23 protein-coding genes and 1 pseudogene are annotated in these 23350 nt (G+C 65.2%); 9 read left to right on the forward strand and 15 right to left on the reverse strand.

The window, feature by feature from the left end; genetic code table 11:
- A pseudogene (locus ASF60_RS24325) lies at positions 1 to 89 on the forward strand (IS5/IS1182 family transposase); the annotation flags it as partial.
- A 166-nt stretch (positions 90 to 255) separates the two neighbouring features.
- On the opposite strand, the gene ASF60_RS23500 reads toward ASF60_RS24325, so the two are convergent.
- The 9 genes from ASF60_RS23500 to ASF60_RS08310 form a co-directional block, all read right to left on the reverse strand.
- Positions 256 to 432 carry a DUF1328 domain-containing protein gene (locus tag ASF60_RS23500; RefSeq protein ID WP_003599466.1) on the reverse strand — a complete coding sequence of 59 codons (177 nt, stop codon included), beginning with the start codon at positions 430 to 432 and terminating at the stop codon, positions 256 to 258.
- Between the two features lie 140 nt (positions 433 to 572).
- Positions 573 to 812, reverse strand: coding sequence for a hypothetical protein (locus ASF60_RS08275; protein WP_056183288.1), 240 nt, complete (start codon positions 810 to 812; stop codon positions 573 to 575).
- 173 nt (positions 813 to 985) lie between these two features.
- Positions 986 to 2182: a poly(ethylene terephthalate) hydrolase family protein gene (locus ASF60_RS08280; protein ID WP_056183291.1), complete on the reverse strand. Its 1197-nt coding sequence runs from the start codon at positions 2180 to 2182 to the stop codon at positions 986 to 988.
- Positions 2183 to 2337: 155 nt separating this feature from the next.
- Complete coding sequence (locus tag ASF60_RS08285; protein ID WP_156633953.1) at positions 2338 to 2541, reverse strand: hypothetical protein; 204 nt, start codon at positions 2539 to 2541, stop codon at positions 2338 to 2340.
- Between the two features lie 91 nt (positions 2542 to 2632).
- Positions 2633 to 3073 (reverse strand): response regulator, encoded by a 441-nt coding sequence (locus tag ASF60_RS08290; protein ID WP_056183299.1) that lies wholly within the window; start codon positions 3071 to 3073, stop codon positions 2633 to 2635.
- A gap of 154 nt (positions 3074 to 3227) precedes the next feature.
- On the reverse strand, positions 3228 to 4124 hold the full coding sequence (locus ASF60_RS08295; RefSeq protein WP_082507820.1) for a dienelactone hydrolase family protein: 897 nt from the start codon (positions 4122 to 4124) through the stop codon (positions 3228 to 3230).
- Between the two features lie 65 nt (positions 4125 to 4189).
- Entirely contained in the window at positions 4190 to 4675 is a 486-nt protein-coding gene (locus ASF60_RS25130) for a hypothetical protein (protein ID WP_056183303.1), read from the reverse strand.
- A 145-nt stretch (positions 4676 to 4820) separates the two neighbouring features.
- Positions 4821 to 5318 carry a DUF192 domain-containing protein gene (locus ASF60_RS23505; RefSeq protein ID WP_443136746.1) on the reverse strand — a complete coding sequence of 166 codons (498 nt, stop codon included), beginning with the start codon at positions 5316 to 5318 and terminating at the stop codon, positions 4821 to 4823.
- Between the two features lie 11 nt (positions 5319 to 5329).
- On the reverse strand, positions 5330 to 5947 hold the full coding sequence (locus ASF60_RS08310) for a cold-shock protein (protein WP_056183306.1): 618 nt from the start codon (positions 5945 to 5947) through the stop codon (positions 5330 to 5332).
- Positions 5948 to 6249: 302 nt separating this feature from the next.
- On the opposite strand from ASF60_RS08310, the gene ASF60_RS08315 reads away from it, so the two are divergent.
- A complete protein-coding gene (locus ASF60_RS08315; protein WP_056183309.1) occupies positions 6250 to 7236 on the forward strand; it encodes a DUF1624 domain-containing protein in 987 nt (328 codons plus the stop codon).
- A gap of 24 nt (positions 7237 to 7260) precedes the next feature.
- Here ASF60_RS08315 and efp read toward each other — a convergent pair whose 3' ends face one another.
- Positions 7261 to 7827 carry an elongation factor P gene (gene efp / locus ASF60_RS08320; protein ID WP_055953091.1) on the reverse strand — a complete coding sequence of 189 codons (567 nt, stop codon included), beginning with the start codon at positions 7825 to 7827 and terminating at the stop codon, positions 7261 to 7263.
- 181 nt (positions 7828 to 8008) lie between these two features.
- Here efp and epmA point away from each other — a divergent pair, with 181 nt between their 5' ends.
- The 3 genes from epmA (at position 8009) to ASF60_RS08335 (ending at position 10693) form a co-directional block, all read left to right on the forward strand.
- Complete coding sequence (gene epmA, locus ASF60_RS08325) at positions 8009 to 9061, forward strand: EF-P lysine aminoacylase EpmA (RefSeq protein WP_056183312.1); 1053 nt, start codon at positions 8009 to 8011, stop codon at positions 9059 to 9061.
- Positions 9058 to 10110 carry a lysine-2,3-aminomutase-like protein gene (locus ASF60_RS08330; RefSeq protein WP_056183317.1) on the forward strand — a complete coding sequence of 351 codons (1053 nt, stop codon included), beginning with the start codon at positions 9058 to 9060 and terminating at the stop codon, positions 10108 to 10110. The genes epmA and ASF60_RS08330 overlap by 4 nt, the downstream gene beginning before the upstream one ends.
- A gap of 118 nt (positions 10111 to 10228) precedes the next feature.
- Positions 10229 to 10693 (forward strand): hypothetical protein, encoded by a 465-nt coding sequence (locus tag ASF60_RS08335; RefSeq protein ID WP_056183320.1) that lies wholly within the window; start codon positions 10229 to 10231, stop codon positions 10691 to 10693.
- 3 nt (positions 10694 to 10696) lie between these two features.
- Here the strand turns inward: ASF60_RS08335 and ASF60_RS08340 are convergent, their stop codons facing one another.
- The gene (locus ASF60_RS08340) at positions 10697 to 11089 is read right to left on the reverse strand and encodes a phage holin family protein (protein ID WP_056183323.1); all 393 of its coding nucleotides are present in this window, start codon (positions 11087 to 11089) and stop codon (positions 10697 to 10699) included.
- 101 nt (positions 11090 to 11190) lie between these two features.
- On the reverse strand, positions 11191 to 12615 hold the full coding sequence (locus tag ASF60_RS08345; RefSeq protein WP_056183326.1) for an SNF2-related protein: 1425 nt from the start codon (positions 12613 to 12615) through the stop codon (positions 11191 to 11193).
- Positions 12616 to 12797: 182 nt separating this feature from the next.
- On the opposite strand from ASF60_RS08345, the gene ASF60_RS08350 reads away from it, so the two are divergent.
- Positions 12798 to 13442, forward strand: a complete 645-nt coding sequence (locus ASF60_RS08350; RefSeq protein WP_244478372.1) for a hypothetical protein — start codon at positions 12798 to 12800, stop codon at positions 13440 to 13442.
- A gap of 24 nt (positions 13443 to 13466) precedes the next feature.
- Here the strand turns inward: ASF60_RS08350 and ASF60_RS08355 are convergent, their stop codons facing one another.
- Positions 13467 to 15521, reverse strand: coding sequence for a methyl-accepting chemotaxis protein (locus ASF60_RS08355; protein ID WP_056183474.1), 2055 nt, complete (start codon positions 15519 to 15521; stop codon positions 13467 to 13469).
- Positions 15522 to 16039: 518 nt separating this feature from the next.
- Here ASF60_RS08355 and uvrA point away from each other — a divergent pair.
- The 3 genes from uvrA to ASF60_RS08370 all read left to right on the forward strand — a co-directional run bounded on the left by uvrA (position 16040) and on the right by ASF60_RS08370 (position 21351).
- Complete coding sequence (uvrA, locus tag ASF60_RS08360; protein ID WP_056183328.1) at positions 16040 to 19021, forward strand: excinuclease ABC subunit UvrA; 2982 nt, start codon at positions 16040 to 16042, stop codon at positions 19019 to 19021.
- 533 nt (positions 19022 to 19554) lie between these two features.
- Positions 19555 to 20529 carry a transporter gene (locus tag ASF60_RS08365; RefSeq protein ID WP_056183476.1) on the forward strand — a complete coding sequence of 325 codons (975 nt, stop codon included), beginning with the start codon at positions 19555 to 19557 and terminating at the stop codon, positions 20527 to 20529.
- 249 nt (positions 20530 to 20778) lie between these two features.
- On the forward strand, positions 20779 to 21351 hold the full coding sequence (locus ASF60_RS08370) for a fasciclin domain-containing protein (protein WP_082507821.1): 573 nt from the start codon (positions 20779 to 20781) through the stop codon (positions 21349 to 21351).
- A 91-nt stretch (positions 21352 to 21442) separates the two neighbouring features.
- Here the strand turns inward: ASF60_RS08370 and hflX are convergent, their stop codons facing one another.
- Both hflX and hfq read right to left on the reverse strand, forming a co-directional pair.
- Entirely contained in the window at positions 21443 to 22855 is a 1413-nt protein-coding gene (hflX, locus tag ASF60_RS08375) for a GTPase HflX (protein WP_056183331.1), read from the reverse strand.
- Positions 22856 to 22985: 130 nt separating this feature from the next.
- Positions 22986 to 23240, reverse strand: a complete 255-nt coding sequence (gene hfq / locus ASF60_RS08380; RefSeq protein ID WP_056183333.1) for an RNA chaperone Hfq — start codon at positions 23238 to 23240, stop codon at positions 22986 to 22988.
- Positions 23241 to 23350: the final 110 nt, after the last annotated feature.

Raw genomic sequence — 23350 nt, forward strand, 5'->3', positions numbered from 1 at the left:
TCCGTCGCATCGCCACCCGCTACGACAAGCTGGCCCGAAACTACGCCTCGGCCGTCGCACTCGCTGCCGTCATCGCCTTCTGGTGCTGATCGAGTCCAGACCCTAGGCTCCAGGTGATGGTGGAGCCACAATTACCTGTTTCGGTGTCGGGATGAGTACATCTCTCGATTGGACCGTTGCCGAAATACGAAAGGCCGCCCGTCTTGGGGCGGCCTTCACGTCATAGTCGCGAAGCGTAACGCGCCGCTTGGCTCGTTAGAGTGTCGGCGAACGGCCGCGCATCAGGCCGATGACGGCCGAAATGGCGAACAGAACGATCGCAACGAAGAAGACCAGCTTGGCGGCTTCCATTGCGGTGCCGGCAATACCACCGAAGCCAAGAAGCGCCGCGACGAGGGCGACGACCAGGAACGTAACGGCCCATCCGAGCATGTGACTCACCCCTTGAACAAGTACGGCGCAGCATGGGCTGCGACCTCATGACAGCATAACGCCAACTTAGCTGGACGGTTCCTGCGCGCGTCACAGGATCGCCACGTTTTCAACATGCCGCGAAAAGCCGAAAACGTTCTTCAGGTCCGATGGTTTTCGCCGGGTCCGGACAACGGACCCTCAAGACCTTTTCGACGAAAGGATCTCTGCAAGGCGAGCCCCGCGATGGCGATCGCCACGCCAAATTGCGCCAATCCGTTCTCGGCGAAATCTCCAGTCGCACAATTGAGCTGAATCGCCATTCTCGTGAGGCCGTTCAGCACGATGATGGTGGCGCAGAACAGTGTCGACGCGCCAAGGATAGCGATGAAATCGGGCATGATGGCCTGTCCAGTCGATCCGGACGTAGGTTACGCAAAGCTTGCGCCACGTCTCGCGATCGTGCCAGCACTTCAGCAACCCAAGCCGGCGTCGGTGGATTTTGGCATCCACTGAATACCGACGCTTTATCGGCGCGCGTGGAGTGCCACCGAAGAACTCCGATATGGAATGTTCAGGGACGTCGTGCCGGCTGTGATTTGGGCCGATCGGCGGCCGCCGCAGGCGTTCGTTGCGATGCCGTCGGCTGGACAGCCGGCGCTCGCGGGGTTTCGACGACCAGGCGCTTCACCGGCCAGCCATCGGCCCAGCGTTCCATGTCGCTGAAACGAGGATTGCCCTTCAGGGCTGTCGCATCGGTGCCGGAGAACGCCGAAGCGGCGGCAAGGTCGAAGGTCTTCCAGTAGGCCAAATAGTCCAGGCTATCGGCCCGTGCGTTGTTGATCTGTGAGACCAGTGTGGTCTGTTCGCCGGTCAACGCCATGTCCGGAGACCACTTGAAGGGCGGGCCCGGCTGCTTCGGATCGCGTGGCGGCTCAGGCGGGAGCTTGATCGCCGCCCCGTCATACGCGGTATCGACCGCCGCTGGAGAGGTCAGCGTGGCGGCCAAGGCGGGAAAGCCATGGTCATCCGACAGCGCCCGCACGAACAGCTTACGCTCAGCTGGAACTGCGCTGGCATCCCGCAGCAGCCGTCGAGCGGCAAGATCGGCGGCCCGGGCATCACGATCGCCGATTACGGTGACCACCAGCGTCTCCGGCGCAATCCGACTGAGATCGTGCAGAACCACGCCCCGCGCCCGCGCATCGCTGGCAATCCCGCCCGGCATCACGGCAAATACCAGCCGCGGAGTGGGCAGGCCCTGCTCTGAGGCATCAGCAGCGAAGTTTGCCGCAATGGGTGCGCCGGCAAGATGGCCGATCACGGCGACACGCTTCACATCGGGCTTTGCCTCCGCGTCGGCCGTCAGATCCGAAAGGGTCGCCTTGACGATGCGCTCGGCAATGGCGGTCGATTCGGATGGGCGAGTGCGATTAAGATCCTGGAACCGTGGGAAGATGACCAGAGACCCGGTCCGCGCAAGGTGGTCGATCCAGCTCCCATAGGCCTGCGGGTTCGGAGCGCCCCAAGCATGCAGGAGGATGACGACCGGGCGTCCCTGGGCCGGCGCGTCACCGGACTTGTAGAACACGAAGCTGCCAGCCCCCGCCTTGCCGAGACCGCGCTTCACGATCGCGGCCGCTCGATCGCCGACCCCGCCGGGACCCTCAGCCGGTTGGTTTGGCGGAGTGGCAGCGATCACCGGCTTGGCCAGAGAGATGAGGCAGGCAGCGCTTATCGCGGCGACACCGAGGCTCAGGTTCAGACGCATGGTTGATCCGGTGACGCAGGCCCGTACGTCGCATGACCCAAGCTCGGAAAGCCGATCCTGGCGAAGCACGGAGGAAATGTGATCCGAACCATACGTCAAGTCGCAGTGGACAAGTGCGGTATTCCCGCCGCACTCGGCTTGTAGAATGCAAGGCTTCAGAGGCCGAGGTCCCTGACCCGCTCTTCAATCACGACGGCGAGTTGCAGAAGATCCCTCGGCTGATCAGCATCCGTCATCGGCTCATAGATGTTCCGAAGACTGTGTCCGATGGTGGCAAGCAGCCGATCATCCGATAAGCCTGTCAACGACGACCAGGATTCATCCGGACGTTGAGCGTTCACCGACTGCGCAAAGGTCATCGCTGGCTTCCGGGCCATCGCTCGGCCTCTCGATTTCAGAGACTAGACAACGGCCTTCTGCGTCAATGTTTCCCTTGATTTACGATCATTTTCAGTTGCCGGGTGCCGACGAACCGATGATGTCAGGCCTGGAAACGCCGCTATCGGTTCGGCCGGCGGCTTCCTGAACCCAGGCTAGAATGTCGGCTGCTCGCCACGGCTTCGGAATGAACGTCGCAGAGACACGCAGGTCACTCGGCTGATCGCCGGCATCACCGGATGTCAGAAGGACCCGGACACGCGGCCAAGTTACGCCAATGATGCGGGCCAGCTCGAAGCCACCGATCGGACCGGGCGTGCGCACATCGGAGAAGACGACACTGACTTCGTCGCCCCGGTCGTTCAGGATCGCGAGGGCGCGCTCGGCTGTCTCGGCCTCGATAACGCGAAAACCGGTTTCCTCGAGCAGCTCAGCCGCGAGGAAGCGCTCGTCTGGTTCGTCCTCGACGACGAGGATTACGGGACGTGCATCAGACGAATTCACAGCGCTCATGGGTCCGGTACGCTCTTCGGGCCAGAACGGCGGGCCAAGCGCAATCTTGCGCCATGGGGGAGCATCGCTGTCAATGTGGCGGAACCAACCGAATATCCGGATCGAGGCTTGAGGACTCGTTCTGTGCTTTCGGCGTCACGCTTTTCTAAGGATTTTAGCCAACACCATGAGATTTCAGAAAGGCTAAGGCGCGTGCCCATCCGTCTTTGGCATCCGCTTCCCGATAGCTTGGCCGATAATCGGCGTGAAAGCCGTGGGGTGCCTCGGGATAGACGACGAGCTCGACCGATTTGCCTGCGGCTTTTGCCTTGTCTCGTGCAGCCTCCACGGCCGCGACCGGAATGCCGGCATCGGCACCGCCGTAAAGGCAGAGCAGTGGCGCCTGTATATCGGCGGCGACGTCCGATGCGGTTTTCGGCTGGATCTCGGTGCGCTCACCCCCGACTGGCCCGTACCAGGCGATTCCCGCTTTCAGGTCCTTTCGGTGTGCGGCGTAGAGCCAGACGCCTCGCCCACCACGACACCACCCCATGGCGGCGATCCGCCCCTGGTCCCCACGCGACGTCGAAATGGCCCAGGCGGCTGCTGAGTCGAGGTCGGCGATCCACTGTGCGTCGGGTGTCTTCGAAATGATGTCGCGAATGATCACCTTCGCATCGGTCATTGTCGAAAGATCGCCCTGACGCGCATAAAGTTCAGGCGCGACCGCACAGTAGCCGGCTTGAGCCAGGCGACGACAGATATCTTTGATGTAGTCGTGGACGCCGAAGATCTCCTCGATAACCAGCACGATCGGAAATGGCCCCTCGCCCTTCGGCATGGCTCGGTAGCCTGGCATGGGACCGTCGAAGGCTGGGATCTTGACTTCGCCGGCCTCGATCGAGTCGGCATCCGTGCGGAGGACCTGAGCATCGACCGAACTGGTTGCCAGAGTCAGACCGGTCATCAAGCTGGTCATGACAAAGCCGCGTCGCGAGAAGGGCGGCGTCAGCAGGCCGTCGAGACCTTCGAGGTTTGAGCTGTCCTCAACATGATCCGGTGTCTGCGACATGAGATCCTCGCGGCGAATTTCGACGTCGTCGGGTACCTAGGGCATGCAGCAGCAGCGACCAGACGTTAGAGGGCGATACGGTGACGGCTCGTTTCGCCGATCCGCTGAGACGCCGGTAATCCCATCCGCCGCGCTATGACCCGCCCCTCGGAGGCCGGATTGCGTTTTCGAGAGGTGCCCTTCACCGTAGATTTCGGTCGCACGAGATCCCCGAGCGATACGAAGTCCTCCTCGCTCTTTTGCGAAGCGCCCGATGCCACGAAACCGAAGGCGACCGCGAAGGATTGCGCCAGATCGGCATCGCGCGCGACGCCGAAGGCATCGATCGCAGCTAGGAACGCCTCGCGGAAGAGGCGGACCGTGCACCAGTTCTTCTCGGCCAAGTGCAGGGGCCATTCCCAAAGATTGTCGCGCCGAATCCCAATCGCCTCTCGGGCGATGAAGTACCCGGTCTCGCGATGCTCGAGACCGTCGGCAGCCACACGCCAGTCCGCATTCTCGAAGAGGATCGGGCTCGGCCGGCACGCGTCGTCTAAAGTGAGATCGAACATGATGTCCCCTCGCCGCCAGTCCCGCGGCTGCCTAGTGGCAGTCCCGAAATGGATCAGAACATTAAGGGAACACTGATCGGAAACCTCGGCGACGTCAAGCCTTTGTTCTCGGTGTGTTCGAGGGTGGAACCCGGAAGAACCGACGCTAGCGCGCCGGCTTCTCGAAGAGTGAGTGCTCCACCCGGTCTCCGGCATGCAGACGGAGACGCGCCGCTGTCCCGGCATTGAGTTCGAGCACGGACAGCACCGGTTCGTTCGACGGAATGACCTTTGTCGAGAGCGGCTCGGTATCTGCCGCGATCTTTGCGATGGTGCCGTCGGCCCGGATGAACACCATGTCGAGCGGCAGGTAGGTGTTCTTCATCCACATCGCCACCGGGGCGGAAGCCTGAAAATCGAACAGCATGCCGTGGTCGGGCGCCATCGAGCGACGGTACATCAGGCCGCGCGAACGCTCTGCATCGGTGCGCATCACCTCGACGGCGAAGACGTGCCGTCCCTCGCGGCCCACGATGCTCAGCGGTTCGGTCGGTCCCGAACGCGCATCCTGCGCCACCGCTGGATCGAGGATCAGGGCGAGGAGCACAAGGGAGAGGAGCGCGCGACATCCATCGCGCCAGTCGATCACGAGTCTGGAGAGCACCGGACCATCCGTCAGTGTGAGGCGGGCAGCGCGCCGTCGAGGAGCCGGACTTCGGCGGCCATCTTGCCCTTGGAACCATCGCCATAGCGGACGAGAACCATCTCGCCCGGCTTGAGTTCGGCGATCCCGTAGCGGCGAAGCGTCTCCATGTGAACGAAGATATCGGGTGTCCCATCGCCGCGGCTGAGAAAGCCGAAGCCGCGGAGACGGTTGAACCACTTCACCACCGCGGTTTCGAGCCCGCTGGTGGGTGTAACCGTGACGTGTGTTCGCGGAAGCGGCAGCTCTGAGGGGTGCAGCGCCGTCGACTGGTCGAGCGAGATCACCCGGAAAGCCTGCCAGCCGCGCGGCCGCTCGGTGGCCTCCACGACGACGCGTGCGCCCTCGCTGGCGCTTTGGTGCCCGTCGCGACGCAGGCAGGTGATGTGGAGAAGCACGTCGCCCGAGCCGTCGTCGGGGACGATGAATCCGAAGCCCTTCGAGACATCGAACCATTTGATCCGACCGGCGACCTCCATGAGGTCGAGGGGCCGCTGGGCATCGATGCTCTGTCCTTCGACGGAGCGGTTCTCGTCCTGCTCCCCCGACGAACGCTGCCCAAACGGGCCTGAACCGAAATCGTCAGACATGTCAGCAACCCACACCGAATCACGTCACGCGACCCGCGCCAGAGATTAACAAAGTCATGACTCGGCGGAAGCCCGTTTCATGCGTCCGCCGGCTTCCCGATGCCGCATTGTTCGGCAGGGCTGTGCGCGCGCAACAGCGCACCTTGCCATTTTCCGGCGCAAAGACCGGCGGGGGCTCAGGATTTTTTCGATCGAGCACGCAAAGCTGAAATTTCGTTAGCGCTGTTGCGCGAAAGCGTCCGTCGAGACCGGAGATCGTCGCGTCGTCGCGGAGGCCATCATTCGATGGTACGGCCTCTGCGATGAAATCCTGGTTGTCGACCTCCGTCGCGCCGCGCTTCCGGTACGCTGCCCTGGATGCCGGGCGTGGCCTCGCTCTGCTGGCGATGGCGCTCTACCACGCCACGTGGGATCTCGGGGCTCTACGGCTCACGCCGGAGAACTATGCCCTGACGCCGCCGGGGCGCATGATCGCTCACGGAATCGCCGGAACCTTCCTCGTGCTCGTCGGCATCGGGCTCGTTCTGATGAATGGCGGCCGCTTCGCGCCCAAGCGCTTCAGCCTGCGATTCGCCCGCATCGCGGCTGCGGCCGCCCTTGTGACAGTCGCAACCTACCTCACCGATCCATCAAGCTATATCTTCTTCGGCATCCTGCACTGCATCGCGGCCTCGAGCGTGCTGGCCCTGCCCTTCGTGCAGGCGCCCGGCTGGGCTGCCGCCGCTGGAGCAGCCGTCGTGATCGCTGCTCCGCTTTGGGCCTCCGGCGGTCCGTTCGATGCGCCGATCCTGTCCTTCATCGGATTGGGACGCGGCACGCCGCAGACCAACGACTACGTGCCGCTGTTTCCCTGGTTCGGCATGGTACTGGTGGGGGTGGCGCTGGCCCGATACGGGCGGGACGCCGTCGGCCGATCGCGATTGGCCGACTGGCCCGGGTCTGGCTGGTTCGGGCGTGGTCTGAGCTGGGCCGGTCGCCACAGTCTGGCGATCTACCTCATCCATCAGCCCATTTTGATAGCTCTGCTGACGGGCCTCGTCACCCTGACCGGACCGCATCCGCAGGCGGGTGTCGCCGAGTTTCGGGCGCTTTACGTGCGAAACTGCCTTGCCACTGGCGGCGAGGGCACAGCCTGCAGCCGGGCCGCCGCCTGCGTCTCGGACGCCTTTCGGCGAGAGAACCTCTGGGCCGACCGGCCCCGAAGCTTCACCCAGGCGGAGCGCCAGCGAGCCCAGAGCCTGTCGCAGACCTGCTACGAGGCCGCTGAGGGAACGGCCCCAGCCCCGTGAGGCGGAGGGCCGTTCCGGAATCGCTCAGTCCTTGGCGCGCTCCACGTAGGAGCCATCCTCGGTCATGATCACGACGCGGGTGCCGACGGCGATGTGGGGTGGAACGGCCGTGCGTACGCCGTTGGAGAGAATGGCGGGCTTGTAGGACGACGAGGCGGTCTGGCCCTTCATCGCCGGCTCGGTCTCGGTCACTTCGAGAACGACGCGCTGCGGCAGGTCCAGGGTCAGCGCGACGCCGTTATGGGTCGAGACCATCACAGCCATGCCTTCCTGCAGGTACGGCGCGGCGGAGCCGACGACGTCCTTCGGGATCGCGACCTGATCGTAGTTCTCGGGGTTCATGAAGTGGAAGCCCTCGCCGTCCTCGTACAGGAAGGTGTGCTCCCGGTCCTCGACGAAGGCGCGCTCGACCGATTCGGTGGTGCGGTAGCGCTCGGAGACCTTCACGCCGTCGGTGATGCGGCGCATGTCGAGCTGGGTCACCGGGGTGCCCTTGCCGGGATGGATGTTCTCGACCGTCAGGATGACGTAGAGCTTGCCATCCTTGTCGACGACGTTGCCCTTGCGGAGCGTAGAGGCGATCACCTTCACGGGGTCTGGTCCTGCTGTGTTCGTTGAAAAAACGGACGCGGCGCCCCGACGCAGAATCCTCCGCGGGAGCGACATCTTGGCTCCGCCACTAACCTATCCGCGCCACCGTTGCCAGTCGCACCGCAAGGCGGCACTCCCGAGACCCTGATGTCCTCCCGTGCGGGCCGCAAAGTTTTCGCGTATGAACACCCCCTCCCCCTGGTGGGCACCCCATCGCCACGCCGACCGCCGTCCGGCCCTGATGGCGCGCAACCGCATCGTCGCCGCTGTCCGCGCGCATTTCGCGGCGGCCGAGTTCGTTGAGATCGATGCGGCCGCCCTCCAGATCTCTCCAGGCAACGAGGCCCATCTCTCGGCCTTCTGTACGGAGGCACTCGGACCGGACGGGGCGCGTCAGCCGCTTTACCTGCACACCTCGCCGGAATTCGCCTGCAAGAAGCTGCTGGCGGCCGGTGAGCCGCGCCTCTTCAGCATCGCCCGTGTCTATCGCAACCGGGAGCGCGGGCCCTTGCACCATCCGGAATTCACGATGCTCGAATGGTACCGGGCCGGGGCCGAGTACATGGAATTGATGCAGGACTGTGCCGACCTCCTGGCGCTCGCGACCGACACCGCCGGCGTCGGCACGCTGCGCCATCGCGATCGGGAGGCCGACCCGTTCGCGACGTTCGAGCGCTTGACCCTGGCCGAGGCTTTTGCCGAGCGCGCCGGCATCGATCTCCTCGCCACCGTCGATCGTGACGGTTCGACCGACCGCGATGCGCTCGCCGAGGCGGTACGTCGGGCCGACCTCCGGGTGGCGGAGGACGACACCTGGGCCGATTTGTTCAGTCGGGTGCTGGTAGCGCGAATCGAGCCGAATCTGGGCATCGGGCGGCCGACCATCCTGTATGAATACCCGGTCAGCGAAGCGGCGCTGGCGCGGCCGAGTCGACACGATCCCCGCGTGGCCGAGCGTTTCGAGCTCTATGCCTGCGGCGTTGAACTCGCCAATGGCTTCGGGGAGCTCACCGATGCCGACGAGCAGCGCCGGCGCTTCACGCTGGAAATGGCCGAGAAGGCTCGCGTCTATGGCGAGACCTATCCGATCGACGAGGACTTCCTCGAAGCCCTGGCGATCATGCCGGAGGCAAGTGGCATCGCCCTCGGCTTCGATCGCCTCGTCATGCTGGCAACCGATGCCCGCCACATCGAGGATGTGATCTGGACGCCGGTGGCGGGCGGAGCTCGATGAAGACGGCCCTGCGCAGTCCAGCCGCCCTCGTCCGTGCGGGCCTCGTGGCGCCCGGCGATCTCTCGGCCCTGGAGGCCGTCGCGGCGCGCTATGCCGTCTCGCTGACACCTGACATGGCCGAGTTGATCGATCCGTGCGATGCCGCCGACCCGATCGCGCGGCAGTTCCTGCCCCGGGCCGAAGAACTCGTGACCCGGCCCGAGGAGGACGCTGATCCCATCGGCGACGCGGCCCACAGCCCCCTGCCGGGCCTCGTGCATCGCTATCCCGACCGGGTCCTGCTCAAGCCCCTGCACGTCTGCCCGGTCTATTGCCGCTTCTGCTTTCGGCGCGAGATGGTTGGCCCGGAGGGCCAGGGGACCCTGAGCGAAGCCGAACTCACCGAAGCCTTCGCCTACATCGCGGACCGGCCGGAAATCTGGGAAGTCGTCGTTACCGGGGGCGATCCGTTCGCACTCTCGGTGCGCCGCCTCGCACACCTCGCCGGCGCTCTCGGGGCCATCCCGCACGTGCGCGTCCTGCGCTTTCACACGCGGGTCCCCGTCGTCGATCCGGGCACGGTCGACGACGACCTGATCGGCGCCCTGAAACGTTTCGGCGGCGCGGTCTTCGTGGCTCTGCATGCCAACCATCCCGCGGAATTCACTCCGGCGGCGATGGCGGCGGTGGCGAGGCTGGTGGATGCCGGGATCCCGATGGTGAGCCAGACGGTCCTCCTGGCAGGCGTCAACGACGATCCCGCGACCTTGGCGCTCCTGATGCGTCGCTTCGTCGAGAACCGGATCAAGCCGTACTACCTGCATCACGGCGACCTCGCACCGGGGACCGGACACCTGCGGACGGACTTGGCGGCCGGCCGCGATCTCGTCCGCACCCTGAGGGGCGGTCTGTCCGGCCTCGCGCAGCCGACCTACGTCCTCGACATCCCCGGCGGGCACGGCAAGGTCCCGGTGGGACCGGACTACCTGGAGCCGGCCGGGACGACTTGGCGGGTCACCGACCCTCAGGGCACCACTCACGCGTATCCGCCGAAGCCGGCGCGTCCGTAGGTCCCGGCCGCGGGTGCGTTGACAGCGCTTCGGCGCCAAGCTTTTGATGCGGTCGATCTGCCATGCGACGGTCCAGCCAGGGCGACGCAGGCGGAACGCCAGGTGTTCGGGGAAACGAATGGGTGTGTTTCAAGAGTTCGTCGGGCGTTTCTCCCAGACCATGGGGGCCTTTCTCGGCGACCGCCCCCTGATGGAGGCAGCGGTCTCGGCCTCGGCCAATGTGATCCTGGCGGATTACGAAATCGACGAGGAGGAGATCGAGGCAGCGCTCGCCGGCATGCGTTCCAATCCGATCCTGGAGCGGGGCTACGACACGTTGAAGCTGGAATCGGAGCTGTTCGAGGGCATTGCCCGCGCGCGGACGCGTGCTGGGCGCGCGGAGAACCTGAGCTTCGTCTCGGCCATCGCCGAGCGGGACGTTGCCCAGCGGACCAGCGTGTTCCTGATCGCGGCGGATGTCGCCGATCAGGCCGGGATCAGCGAGCTCGAGCACGTGGCGCTGGCTGAGATTGCAACTGCGCTCGGCGTCGACAAGGACGCTCTGCTCGGTGCTGCGACGCCGGCCGGCAGACCTCGTATGTAGTGCTCAGTCGTCATTCCGGCCGGTCATCAAGGCGGCATCCTTCTCGATCTGACGCTCGAATCGGCGCGGAAGCAGGTTCGAGCGGTCCATCCGACGCAGTCCGAGCATCATCAGGATCAGGGCAACGGCCGCAAACGGGGCGCCGACGATCAGCGCCGCGAGGATTTCCGACCCGATCAGAGCCGCCAGACCCTTCACCAGAGCCACGAGCACCATCGCCAACGCAGCCACCAGCAGGATGACGGCTGTACCGAAGCAGGCGAACACGCCCAGGATGGCGCGGATGTTGCCATCCGTCTCCCGGCGCATCAGTTCGAGTTCCTGCCCCACGAGATCTCCGCCGTGGCGCAGGCCCTCACTGATCAGGCGGCCGAGGCTCGGCGTCGGTGGGGCCATCGGGGCGGGTCCTTTTCGTTGGCCGAAGCATCCTGCATGCGCCGGACCTCGAAGGCCACAACCGTGACGGTTCGATCCCGTTCCAGCCAGCCGCGATTCGGTCAGGCGGCTTCCGCATCCCGCGTTTCGGACAGGGCAAGGGCGATCGCATCGAGGAGTGCGGTGTCCTCACCGGCCATCGCCTCCATCGAGGCCATCCGACCGACGACGGTGGTGGCGATGCTCTCCTCCACGGTGCCTTCGGCCAGGGCATAGTAGATCGTCGCCTTCTGCCCATCTCGATGGCAGCGGCCCTCAATCTGGGCGAGCTGAATCGCGCTGTGGCGCAGGTCGTGGACGATCAGAGCACGGGGCCGCTCGCCACCCGGCAACTCGCCGGCGTGGAGCGAGATCGACTCGGTGACGGTAAAGACGATGGCATCGAGCCCGCCGGTCTGGAAGGCGAGACGTGCCGCCTCGTTGGCCTCGCCCGACTGGGTGCCGGTGATCGTCTCCGCCCGCCAGCCGGCTGTCCGCAGCGCCTCGACCAGCGCGGCGGCCGTCTCCAGGAAAGCGACCGAGATCGCCACTGCATGGCCCTCTTCCATCAGGAGGTCGGCGAAGCCCGTGGTTCCCGAGACCCGGAGCAAGCTGGCCTTCTGGCGAAAGCGCAGGTCGGCGGCCCAGCCCGCTGGCTTGCGGGTACTGCCACCCAGCAGCCCCCATTCGCGGCGGAATTCCCGCCAGGTGGCGTCGTAGAGCCGGCGCTCGGCGGGGCTGAGGGCGACTGCGCTGAGGGCACGCTGCACCTCCGGCCAACCGGCGATGTCACCCGGTCGCCGCCGAAGCCCGATCGCTCGATCACCCTTGAACAGGAGGTCGGCCATGATCGTACAGTCGCGCGGGTTTGCCTCCCAGGACCAGTTGGTCCAGCGCCCCTTGGCACGGCCGATGCCGAGATGCTGCATCAGCGTGCGGAACTCGGCCAGTGTCCCGGTCGGCTGGCCGGCGGCCTCGCCGAGCAGACGGCCGAGATACGAGAGTTCGTGCGGGGCCTGGCCCGCCGTGGCGCTGAGATAGATCGTGAAGGCCGCACCCTCCGCGATCTGTCGGCAGACGAGGCTCTGCTGGGCGTAGGGATTGCGGATGCGGTGGCTCTCGTCGAAGACCACCAGGGACCATGCGCGTTTCGGCGTCCCGTGCTTGGCCAGCGCATTGTTCCTGGCCCGGGTCGAGCGCCGATTGCTCGGCGGCGGAGGCGCCATCAGGCCCTTGGTCCGCTCGTAGTTCGTCAGCGTCACGTCCTTCTCGGCGAGGCCCGACAGGGCGATCGTCCGCCGCCACTGAGGCATCGCGCCTTTGGGACAGACGATCAGCACCTCGCGCTCCGGCATGGCGGCGACAGCGCACCAGACCGACAGAGTCTTGCCGAGCCCCGTCATGTCTCCGAGCAGAAAACCCGAACGCCCCGCGCTCCGCGCGGCCAGGATTGCTGCGCTGGCCGCCTGTTGATGAGGGCGCGGGATCAGACGTTCGCTAGCCACCATCAGGAGTGTTTCCTGACCCGGCCCGAAGCGTCGGATTTTATTCTCGTCGGGGCTTTGCAACCATACTCGCGAGATCTTGCCGCCATCCTCACCATGTTTTGAAAACCCTGGAACTGTTCAGGTTGTGCTTTTGTTAAGGGATCATCTCGGCACGCGGCCGGGCGCCCTCATCGGAGACATCGATGCCGACGATCTCGCTGCCAGCTGCGTCGCGCGCTGTGATCGCCCCTGCTTTCGGCATGCTGATGCTGACTCTGCCGGCCCAGGCCCAGAGCGCTGAAGGTGGATTGTTCGATCTGCTGTTTGCGCCTGCCCGCCCCGTCCAGCAAGTCGCACCGGCGCCCGCGCCGGATTTCGATTACGGACAGGCGCGACGCTCCATTCGGCGGGCAGCCCATGCCGGACGCCAGCGTCCGAAGATCCGCTATGCGGCCCTGCCGAAATCGGAGCCCCTCAAGATCAAGGTGACGGACCGCCAGACTCCGATCGACATGACAGCCGGACCGGCCGCTGCCTTCATGCGGGACGAGACGCTTCGGCCCGGTGATATCGTGGTGATGAAGGACGGACCCAAGGTCTTCGTCGGCCGCACTGACGACCGGCATACGGCAGCCGATTTTGCCAGCATCGGCCGGTCCGACTTCATCGATCGGCGCACCCGCACCCAGTTGACAGCGATGATGCTGCCCATCGGAGCGATGCCGGCGGATCAAGCCCGGAAAATGATGCAGCAAGCGCGCAAGGTCATGCCGGCCAATACCGAACTGCAAGCCAAGACCGAACTTACGGCAATGCGGGTGATCAATCCATGGACGACCGCTCGCTAGACCGGACTGAAAGTTTCGGCAGGGTCACGCTGCCCTGACGCTGGCCAGGAAGCCCGTTACCTCGCGACGTAGGTCTGAGGCCTGACGCGCCAGGTCGCTTGCCGCCGACAGAACCTGGGAAGAGCCGCTGCGCGCCGCTTCCGCCGCTTCGCGAACACCTGCAATGTGGCCGGACACGGCGCGCGTGCCCTCCGAGGTTCGCACGGTATTCCGGGCGATTTCCTGCGTCGCGGCATCCTGCTGATCGACTGCGGCCGAGATGTCCCCGGAGATCCGGTTGAGGCGCTGAATTACCTCGGTGATTCCCCCGATAGCCGTGACCGAGGCCTCCGTCGACTGCGAGATTTCGGCGACTTTGGCGGCGATTTCCTCGGTGGCCTTGGCGGTCTGAGCTGCCAAATTCTTGACCTCGCTGGCGACCACCGCGAAACCGCGCCCGGCATCGCCCGCGCGGGCGGCCTCGATGGTGGCGTTCAGCGCCAGCAAATTGGTCTGCCCGGCGATGCTGGTGATCAGTCCGACGATCTCCCCGATGCTGCTGGCGGCAAGCGCCAAACGGTTCACATCCTCGGCCATCCGGCCGGCATCGCGTTCCGCCTCGCCGGCGACGGCGGTCGAGGCCTCGACGCGGTTGCCGATCTCCCGCACCGAAGCGCTCAACTCTTCTGTCGCGGCCGCGACCGTATCGGCCGTCGCGGCGGTCTCGGAGGACGCCGTGGCCACCGACTGGCTTAGGGACGAGGTGTCGCTCGCGGCCTGATTGAGGGCGTAGGCGGCGGTCTCGAGCTGGCTCGATGCGGCCGAAACCGCCTCCACGATGCCGCTGGCCTGGGCTTCGAAGCGATCGGCGAGCGCGACCATCTCGGCCCGGCGGACCGAAGCGGCCTTCGCGGCGAACTGGTCGGCCTCCCCGGCGATGCGGCGGCGCTCGGTCACGCTGGCCTCGAAATCGATGGCCGCCGCAGCGATGGCCCGGACCTCGCGCGCTCCCTTCCGCGGAATTGCCCCGGCCTGCTCGCCGCGGCCAATCGCCGTGAGCGCGCCGGCGATCCGGGTCAGGGGACGGGCGATGGCCGTTCCGAAAGCGTAGGCCAGCCCGCAAGACAGAGCCAGCGTCGCGATACCGGCCGCGACCCATAGCAGGACGCTGCGCTCGGCTTCGGCGCGGGCATCCACGGCTGCCATCCCGAGATCGGCGGTGAGCCGGTCTTCGATGGTCTTCAGGCTGTCAATCCGCTGCGTGGCGACGCCGAACCAGGCGGGCGCATCCGTGAAGGACAGGGCCGTTCCCGGGATCGTGTCGAGAATGATGCGACGCAGGCGCTCGACTTCGCGGGCCGGAGCAGCCGTTTTGACGCCGTCGAGCAATGCTGCCTGGGCCGAACCTGCTCCGAGGCGGAACAGGGATTCGTAGGTGGTCTGGCCTGCACTCAGGCCCGCCAAGCGCTCATGCCCCGCGAGATCGGTCTGTCCGGCGCCGAAGATCGCTGAGGCGGTGGCGCGCTCCTGGCCTGCGAGTTCCTTGAGGGCGAGAAATGACGAATAGGCGGCGATGCGACCGGCGAGATCGGCACTCGCGGCCACCTGGGAAACTTCGCGGACGAGGTCGAGGGCGCTGGCGATCACGCCGGAATAGGCGGCCATGTTCTGGGCCGGCGTGCGCGTCAGGCCATCGACCGCCGCGCGATGCGGGCCAATGGCGGCGATCTGGGCGGTCAAGGCTTCGCTCCGGCGAGCGACGCCCGCGCCGAAGGCTCCGACATCCATGCCGGCTCGCCCTGCATCGAGGGCCGTCCGGGCTGCGTCGGTGCGCAAGCGCTGCGTATCCAGTTCCGCCCGGAACTTGGTGCCCTTCGCGCCGAGGAAGAGACTGGAGGCTCCACGTTCCCGCTGGGTCTCGTGCACCAAAGCACTGATCCGACCCGCCATCCCGACAAGATCCTCGACCTGCACCATCTGAGACCGCAGGCTCATCCGCTCGGTGATGGCAAGACCGACCACCACCGCGAAGGCGAGACAGGGAGCGAGTGCAACGAGCAGGATTCGGAAGCGCAGCGATGAAGTGAAACCGGCGGACATCAGACGAACCTGCTTGCAAGACGATGCAGCGATGGTTTCATTCATCGGGTAAAGGTTGCGTTGCATTACTATCATATGATGAAAATTTGGTCATATCTGATGCAAATTTGGTAACGATGAGCCGTTTGCGTTCCGCGAACTCTGGGTTGCTCCCTCCAGGAATCTGGCGTCTTCCGTGTAGTCGCTCATGACTCAAGCCGTGGAATGGACGCCGTCCTTACGCCCGGTCGTGATCCTGATGAGTCAGGCGGAGACTGGATCGCATTCGACCTTTGTCGGATTTGAGACGGCGCAACGGAGACAACGAAGCCGGCATGTCGATCGACCGCTGTTCCCCCGATCCGGCGCGGTCTCTGGCGGCGGCCGCCGATATTGTGGTTGTACGCTTTTTGTTCTAGCTGAAGAGCCGATATGCGCGGTGTGCGCCTTGCCCGCGGTTGCCTTGCGCCCGACATGCGGCGAACGGGTCGTTCCGAGACGTGCCGGGTCCCGCACCGCAGACCTTCCGAAGAGACTCCATGGCCAAAGCCAAAGCCGCCGCCAAGAAATCGCAAGCCGAGGCCGAGAAGGTCGAAGCCAAGATCGAGGCATTGTTCGACGGGGCGGCGGCGCGCGATGCGCGGGTCATTTCGGTGCGCGGCGCGCGCGAGCACAACCTGAAAAATATCGACCTGACGATCCCGCGGGATCGGCTGGTGGTCTTCACCGGGTTGTCGGGGTCCGGGAAGTCGTCGCTCGCCTTCGACACGATCTATGCGGAGGGGCAGCGCCGCTACGTCGAGTCGCTCTCGGCCTATGCGCGGCAGTTCCTCGAGATGATGTCGAAGCCCGATGTCGATCAGATCGACGGCCTCTCACCGGCCATTTCCATCGAGCAGAAGACCACATCGAAGAACCCGCGTTCGACGGTCGGCACCGTCACCGAGATCTACGATTACATGCGGCTCCTGTGGGCGCGGGTCGGCATTCCCTACTCGCCTGCGACTGGCCTGCCGATCGAGAGTCAGACTGTCAGCCAGATGGTCGACCGCGTGCTGGCCCTACCGGAAAAGAGCCGGCTTTACCTGCTCGCGCCGGTGATCCGAGGCCGCAAGGGTGAGTACCGCAAGGAGATCGCCGAGTTCCAGAAGAAGGGTTTCCAGCGCCTGCGCATCGACGGGGAGTATTATCCCATCGACGACGCGCCGAAGCTCGACAAGAAGCTCAAGCACGACATCGACGTTGTGGTGGATCGCATCGTGGTCCGGCCTGACATCGCCGCGCGTCTGGCCGATTCGTTCGAGACCGCCCTGGAACTGGCCGATGGCATCGCCCTGATCGAGTTTGCCGACGCGCCGGAGGGCGAAGCCCCGCGCGAGCCCATCACCTTCTCGTCGCGCTTCGCCTGTCCGGTCTCCGGCTTCACCATCGCGGAGATCGAGCCGCGTCTGTTCTCGTTCAACAATCCGTTCGGTGCCTGCCCGACCTGCGGCGGCATCGGCCATGAAATGCGGATCGACCCGGAACTCGTCATCTCCGACGCCAAGCTAAGCCTCAAACGCGGCGCTGTCGGTCCCTGGGCGAAATCGACGTCGCCCTATTACGGACAGACCCTGGACGCGCTGGCGCGCCATTACGGGTTCAAGACCACGACCGCGTGGAGCGACCTGACCGCTAAAGCCCGCGAGGTCGTCCTCTATGGGACGCAGAATGAGTCGGTGCGCTTCGCCTACGATGACGGGATGCGGGCCTACGAGGTCAACAAGCCGTTCGAGGGCGTGATCCCGAATCTCGAGCGGCGCTACAAGGAGACAGAGAGCGATACCTCCCGCGAGGAGATCGCGCGCTTCATGAGCGAGACGCCCTGCGCCACCTGCGGCGGCAAGCGCCTGAAGCTCGAAGCGCTCTCGGTCAAGGTCGCGATGCAGGATGTGGGCGAAATCACCGCGCTGTCCGTGCGCGACGCCCATGCCTGGTTCTCGGGTCTGCCGGGTAAGCTCACCGACAAGCAGAACGAGATCGCTTTCCGCATCCTCAAGGAAATTCGCGACCGTCTGACCTTCCTGATCGATGTCGGCCTCGAATACCTGACGCTGGCGCGCGGCTCCGGCTCGCTCTCCGGCGGCGAGAGCCAGCGAATCCGCCTCGCCTCGCAGATCGGCTCCGGGCTCACCGGCGTGCTCTACGTGCTGGACGAACCCTCGATCGGCCTGCATCAACGCGACAACGAACGCCTGCTCGGCACCCTGAAGCGCCTGCGCGACCTCGGCAATTCCGTGATCGTCGTCGAGCACGACGAGGACGCGATCCTGCAAGCGGACTACGTCGTCGATGTCGGCCCCGGCGCCGGCATCCATGGCGGGCGGATCATCGCCCAGGGCACACCCGCGGAGGTTCTGAAGAACCCGAACTCGCTCACCGCCAAATATCTCACCGGCGAGATGAGCGTGCGGGTTCCGAAGGCGCGTCGCAAGGGACGAAAGGGCACGCTGAGCCTGATCGGCGCCCGCGGCAACAATCTGAAGAACGTCTCCGTGGACATCCCCCTCGGAACCTTCACCTGCATCTCGGGTGTCTCAGGCGGCGGCAAATCCACCCTGATCATCGACACGCTGTACAAGGCTGTGGCGAAGTCACTGAACGGAGCCCTCGAGCATCCGGCGCCCTACGAACGCCTCGACGGGCTGGAGCACCTCGACAAGGTCATCGACATCGACCAGTCGCCGATCGGGCGCACCCCGCGCTCCAACCCCGCGACCTACACGGGAGCCTTCACGCCGATCCGTGACTGGTTCGCCGGCCTGCCGGAAGCCAAGGCGCGCGGCTACCAGGCCGGGCGCTTCTCCTTCAACGTGAAGGGCGGACGCTGCGAAGCCTGCTCCGGCGACGGCGTCATCAAGATCGAAATGCATTTCCTGCCGGATGTCTACGTGACCTGCGACGTCTGCAAGGGCCGCCGCTACGACCGTGAGACCCTGGAGGTGAAGTATCGCGACCATTCGATCGCGGACGTGCTCGACATGACCGTCGAGGAGGCGGCCGACCTGTTCAAGGCGGTGCCGACGATCCGCGAGAAGATGGAGACCCTGGCGCGGGTCGGTCTCGGCTACGTCAAGGTCGGGCAGCAGGCGACCACCCTGTCGGGCGGCGAGGCGCAGCGGGTCAAGCTGTCGAAGGAACTATCGAAGCGCGCCACCGGGCGCACGCTCTACATCCTCGACGAGCCGACGACGGGACTGCACTTCCACGACGTCGCAAAGCTGATGGAGGTGCTCCATGAGCTCGTCGACCAGGGCAACACCGTCGTGGTCATCGAGCACAACCTCGAAGTCATCAAGACGGCCGACTGGGTCATCGATATGGGGCCCGAAGGCGGCGACGGCGGTGGCGTCGTGGTGGCTGAAGGAACGCCCGAGCAGATCGCCAAGTCCCGCGCGAGCCATACCGGTCGATTCCTGCGTGACGTCCTGGCCCGCCGTCCCGCTACGGCCCTCGTCAAGGGACGTGCCGCTGCCGAGTAGACGAACCGCGAGCCCGGATTCGCGCACGACACGGGGAAGGGGGCCCTGATTCGTCCGTGTCGGAGGGGCAAAAGCAGCTCGGCACAGCGTCATGGCCGAGCCCAACCGCACCAATCGGGGTACCGGGGCTACGCCGACTGCGCATTGGCAATAGGTCCTTTGCCGGAAGCTCCTGACGCCCAAGCCAGACCATAACAGGTTGAGAGCCCAGCGGTATTTTGCCGATGCTGGCTGGCACGGGCGCTCAAATAGCCGCGCCAACCTGCTCAAATGGTTAACAATTCCTTCCGCTGCACTGCACCGAAAATGCGACTTTTGAGCAACGGTCAGGGTCGATCTGCCCCGTTTCCAAGCATTCCGCTGTCCTTCTGCGGCGTCCTGTAGAATAGTTCTCGACGTTGAGACTTGAAAACGGGCCGCAAGGGGGGCCGCCGGATCCACTGCAAACAAGCCGCACACAAGCGGCGCATCGGCAGAATGGTTCGGACGGCTGCGTGGCGGACGCCTGAAATCCTTGGGAAGGAATGAATAAGATGTCGAAGAACTGGCTCGTTGCCGGAGCGCTCGCGCTCACCGCCAGCATGACTGCCACCGCTTCCTACGCGCAGAGCACCACGGTTCCGGGTGAGCAGGTCGGCCTCGCAACCGGTGCGCCGCTCCCCGAGGGCATCTACGCCCTCAACACCTTCGTGTACCAGATGCGCGACAACCCGTCGGCTCTCGACGTCGGGGTGAACATCCCGGTGCTGGTCTGGTCGACCCCGCTGGTTCCGCTCGGCGGCCGCATCGAGCTGCTCGTCGCTCCTCCGACCGTCTTCGCCTTCGGCAAGAGCGGCTCCAACCTGCGTGACCTGTCGATCAACGTCGGTACTTTCGTCGGCGGCATCTGGGCCTTCGATCTCGGCAACAACTTCGGCGTCAGCTTGCTCGGCGGTGTTTACCTCAACGAGCTCAATGGCGACCGCGGCGTCCTCGTCACCAACAATGGCACGATTGCCGCCTCGGCCGTGCTGCCGCAGCTCTCCTCGAACACCTACCGCTTCGGCGTCGCCGGCAGCTACACCGGCGACGGCTGGAACCTCACTGCCAACCTCACCGCCAACATCTACGACTCGCCCTCCAACTTCGGTGGCGTTCGCAACATTGGTCTCGGCGGCTTCACGCAGTCCTACTCCCTGTCTGACTCGCTGAACCTCGACCTGACCGCGACCAAGAAGTTCGGCAAGTTCGAAATCGGCGCCATCGCCTACGGTACCTACAACTTCGACATCAGCGCCAAGGCCGGCAACCTCATCAACGCTGCTCAGGGTGATCGCGGCCGGTTCCTGATGGGTGGCCTCGTCGGCTACGACTTCGGTTTCGCTACCGGTCAGGTCTACGTCGCCCGCACCGTCGCTCGTAGCGCTGCCAGCTTCGACAGCACCGAGATCTCGGGCCGCCTGATCGTGCCGCTGTACTCGCCGACCCCGGTCGCCGCCGTCGCTGCGCCGATCATCCGCAAGTACTGATCTGGACATCGGCGGCGAGGCCTGGCTTCGCCGCTGCATGACATAGGCAAAGCCCGTCCGACTTCAGTGTCGGGCGGGCTTTCGCATGTTCGGCGGACACCGCAACGCCCGAAGAAACCGGCGCCGATACGGCATTGGAGTCGATGATTTCTATCAGAAGCCGGCGCGTCCCTGAAACTTTCGCCGGTTGCATCCCGTAACGGAGCAAGACCCCCTTGATGGGGCATTCGTTTTCAGAGGAAGCGCTTCATGATCAACCGTCACGCCCGTCGCCCGATTGCGTCAACGTTCGCCGCCGTCGTCCTCGCCTGCTCCGTCGGCGTCGCGTCCCCGGCTCTCGCGAAGAATCCGATGGTCGGCGGTGCGCCGATGTACGCCTCGAAGACCATCGTCGAGAACGCGGTGAACTCGAAGGATCACACCACGCTGGTCGCCGCCGTGAAGGCTGCCGGTCTCGTCGATACCCTGTCCGGCCCCGGCCCGTTCACCGTCTTCGCGCCCACCAACGCCGCCTTCGCCAAGCTGCCGGCCGGCACGGTCGAGACCCTGGTGAAGCCCGAGAACAAGGCTACCCTCACCAAGATCCTGACCTATCACGTGGTCCCGGGTGTCTACACCGCCAAGGATCTGATGAAGCTCGCCAAGGATGGCGGCGGCGAAGCGCAGCTGAAGACGGTCCAGGGTGAGCCGCTCGTCGTTCAGAGCAAGGGCAAGAAGGTCTACGTGACCGACGCCAAGGGCAGCACCGCTACCGTGACCACTGCCAACGTCATGCAGTCGAACGGCGTCATCCACGTCATTAACGGTGTCCTGCAGCCCTGATCGGGCATTTCGATCCCGTCCGAAGCATAGGAAAACGCCCGCGACCCATCGGGATCGCGGGCGTTTTTCATGACTGTTCCGTGCGGGTCGCTCAGCCGACCCGGTTGAGACGGCGGGCGCCTTCAAATCGGTTGAGGAAGCGCGGCTCCTTCTCGGGTGCAATGCGGATCGCGAGGTGCATGGTACCGCCCTCCTCCTCGCGCCGATCGAGCACTTCGGCGTTCTCGTAGAGCCAGTGCAGGGCTGCGCCGTCCTCCGGTGGCAGGACCACCGCGAAGGTCGAGCGCTGGCGCGCGATCCGCGCCTCGATCCGGGCCGTCAGGACTCCCAGGCCCTCGCCGGTCACCGCGGAGACGAGAACCGGCGCGTCGCTGTCGCGATCGCTGCGGCCCTGGCCGCTGAGGTTGAGCAGGCGGGTGCGCTCGTCCCCGTCGAGCAGGTCGGCCTTGTTCCAGACCTCGATGATCCGCGCGGCGGAAGTCTCGATCCCGAGCTCCCGCAGCACGGAGCCCACATCCTCCGCCTGGGCCTCGCTGTCCCCGTGCGAGACGTCCCGGACGTGGAGCAGGATGTCGGCGTGGATCACATCCTCCAGCGTGGCGCGGAAGGCGGCGATCAGCGAGGTCGGGAGTTCCGAGATGAAACCGACCGTGTCCGACAGGATCACGGTCTCGCCATGCGGAAGCTTGGTGGCCCGCGCAGTCGGGTCCAGGGTCGCGAACAGCATATCCTGCGCCATCACCTGGGCCTTGGTGAGGGTATTGAACAGCGTCGACTTGCCCGCATTGGTGTAGCCGACGAGGGCGACGATCGGATACGGAACCCGCGCCCGGCTCTGACGGTGCAGGCCGCGCGTGCGGGTCACGCTGTCGAGCTCGCGCTCGATCTTGGTCATCCGCTCTTGAATCATGCGCCGATCGGCTTCGATCTGGGTCTCGCCGGGGCCGCCGAGAAAGCCGAATCCGCCGCGCTGGCGTTCGAGGTGGGTCCAGGACCGTACGAGACGACTCTTCTGGTAGGCGAGATGCGCGTGCTCGACCTGCAGCGTGCCCTCGCGGGTCGAAGCCCGTCGCCCGAAGATCTCGAGGATCAGCCCGGTACGGTCGATGACCTTGCAGCCGAAAGCCTTTTCCAGGTTACGTTGCTGCACGGGGGAGAGGGCGCAATCCATCACCACCAGACCTATTTCGCGGGCGCGAATCACACCTGCCAGTTCCTCGACGCGGCCCTTGCCAAGATAGGTCGAGGGGCGGATCCGCTGCACCGGGGCGACGATCGCTTCGACCACGTCGAGCTCGATCGCGGCGGCGAGGCCAGCAGCCTCGTCCAGGCGGGCATCGGTGGATCGCAGGATCTCGGGCGTGTGGCCCGTGGTGTTACGTGCCGCCGCGGCCCGGCCGAGATAGGGGCCGACGACGAGAGTGTGGGTGGCCGCAGCGATGTCACCCTCGGGAGCGGCCATCGCCTGGAGCCGGGCTTCGCCGGCCGTCATCGGTTCAGTCATCAAGTCCTTTGATCCGCCCTGTCTTGCCGTGTCGTCAGGCTCGGCCTGTCCTCAGGACAATGGGCGTTCGCCGGCCACAGACAAGGGCGCGACAAACGTTTCACTGCTGCGCCAATCAAATGTGCTGGGCTCACACCTTGTCGGGGGCCGTTTCGTCGGGCTCGAAGAGCTGAACAGGATGTCCCGGCATAATGGTGGAGATCGCGTGCTTGTAGACGAGTTGTGAGTGACCGTCTCGCCGCAGCAGAACGCAGAAGTTGTCGAACCACGTCACGACGCCCTGAAGCTTCACGCCATTGACGAGGAAGATCGTGAGCGGAATCTTGTTCTTGCGAACATGGTTCAGGAACGTGTCCTGGAGGTTCTGAGCGCGTTCGCCCGCCATTTTTTCTTATCCTTGGTTCGCATCGCCGCCCGCCGTAGTAGCGGGTTCTCATCCGTTGGTCTCGACACGAATCGGGCGCACCCGACGTCACATGCCGATCCCGCAACATT

The sequence above is a fragment of the Methylobacterium sp. Leaf113 genome (assembly GCF_001423325.1).
GTDB lineage: Bacteria > Pseudomonadota > Alphaproteobacteria > Rhizobiales > Beijerinckiaceae > Methylobacterium.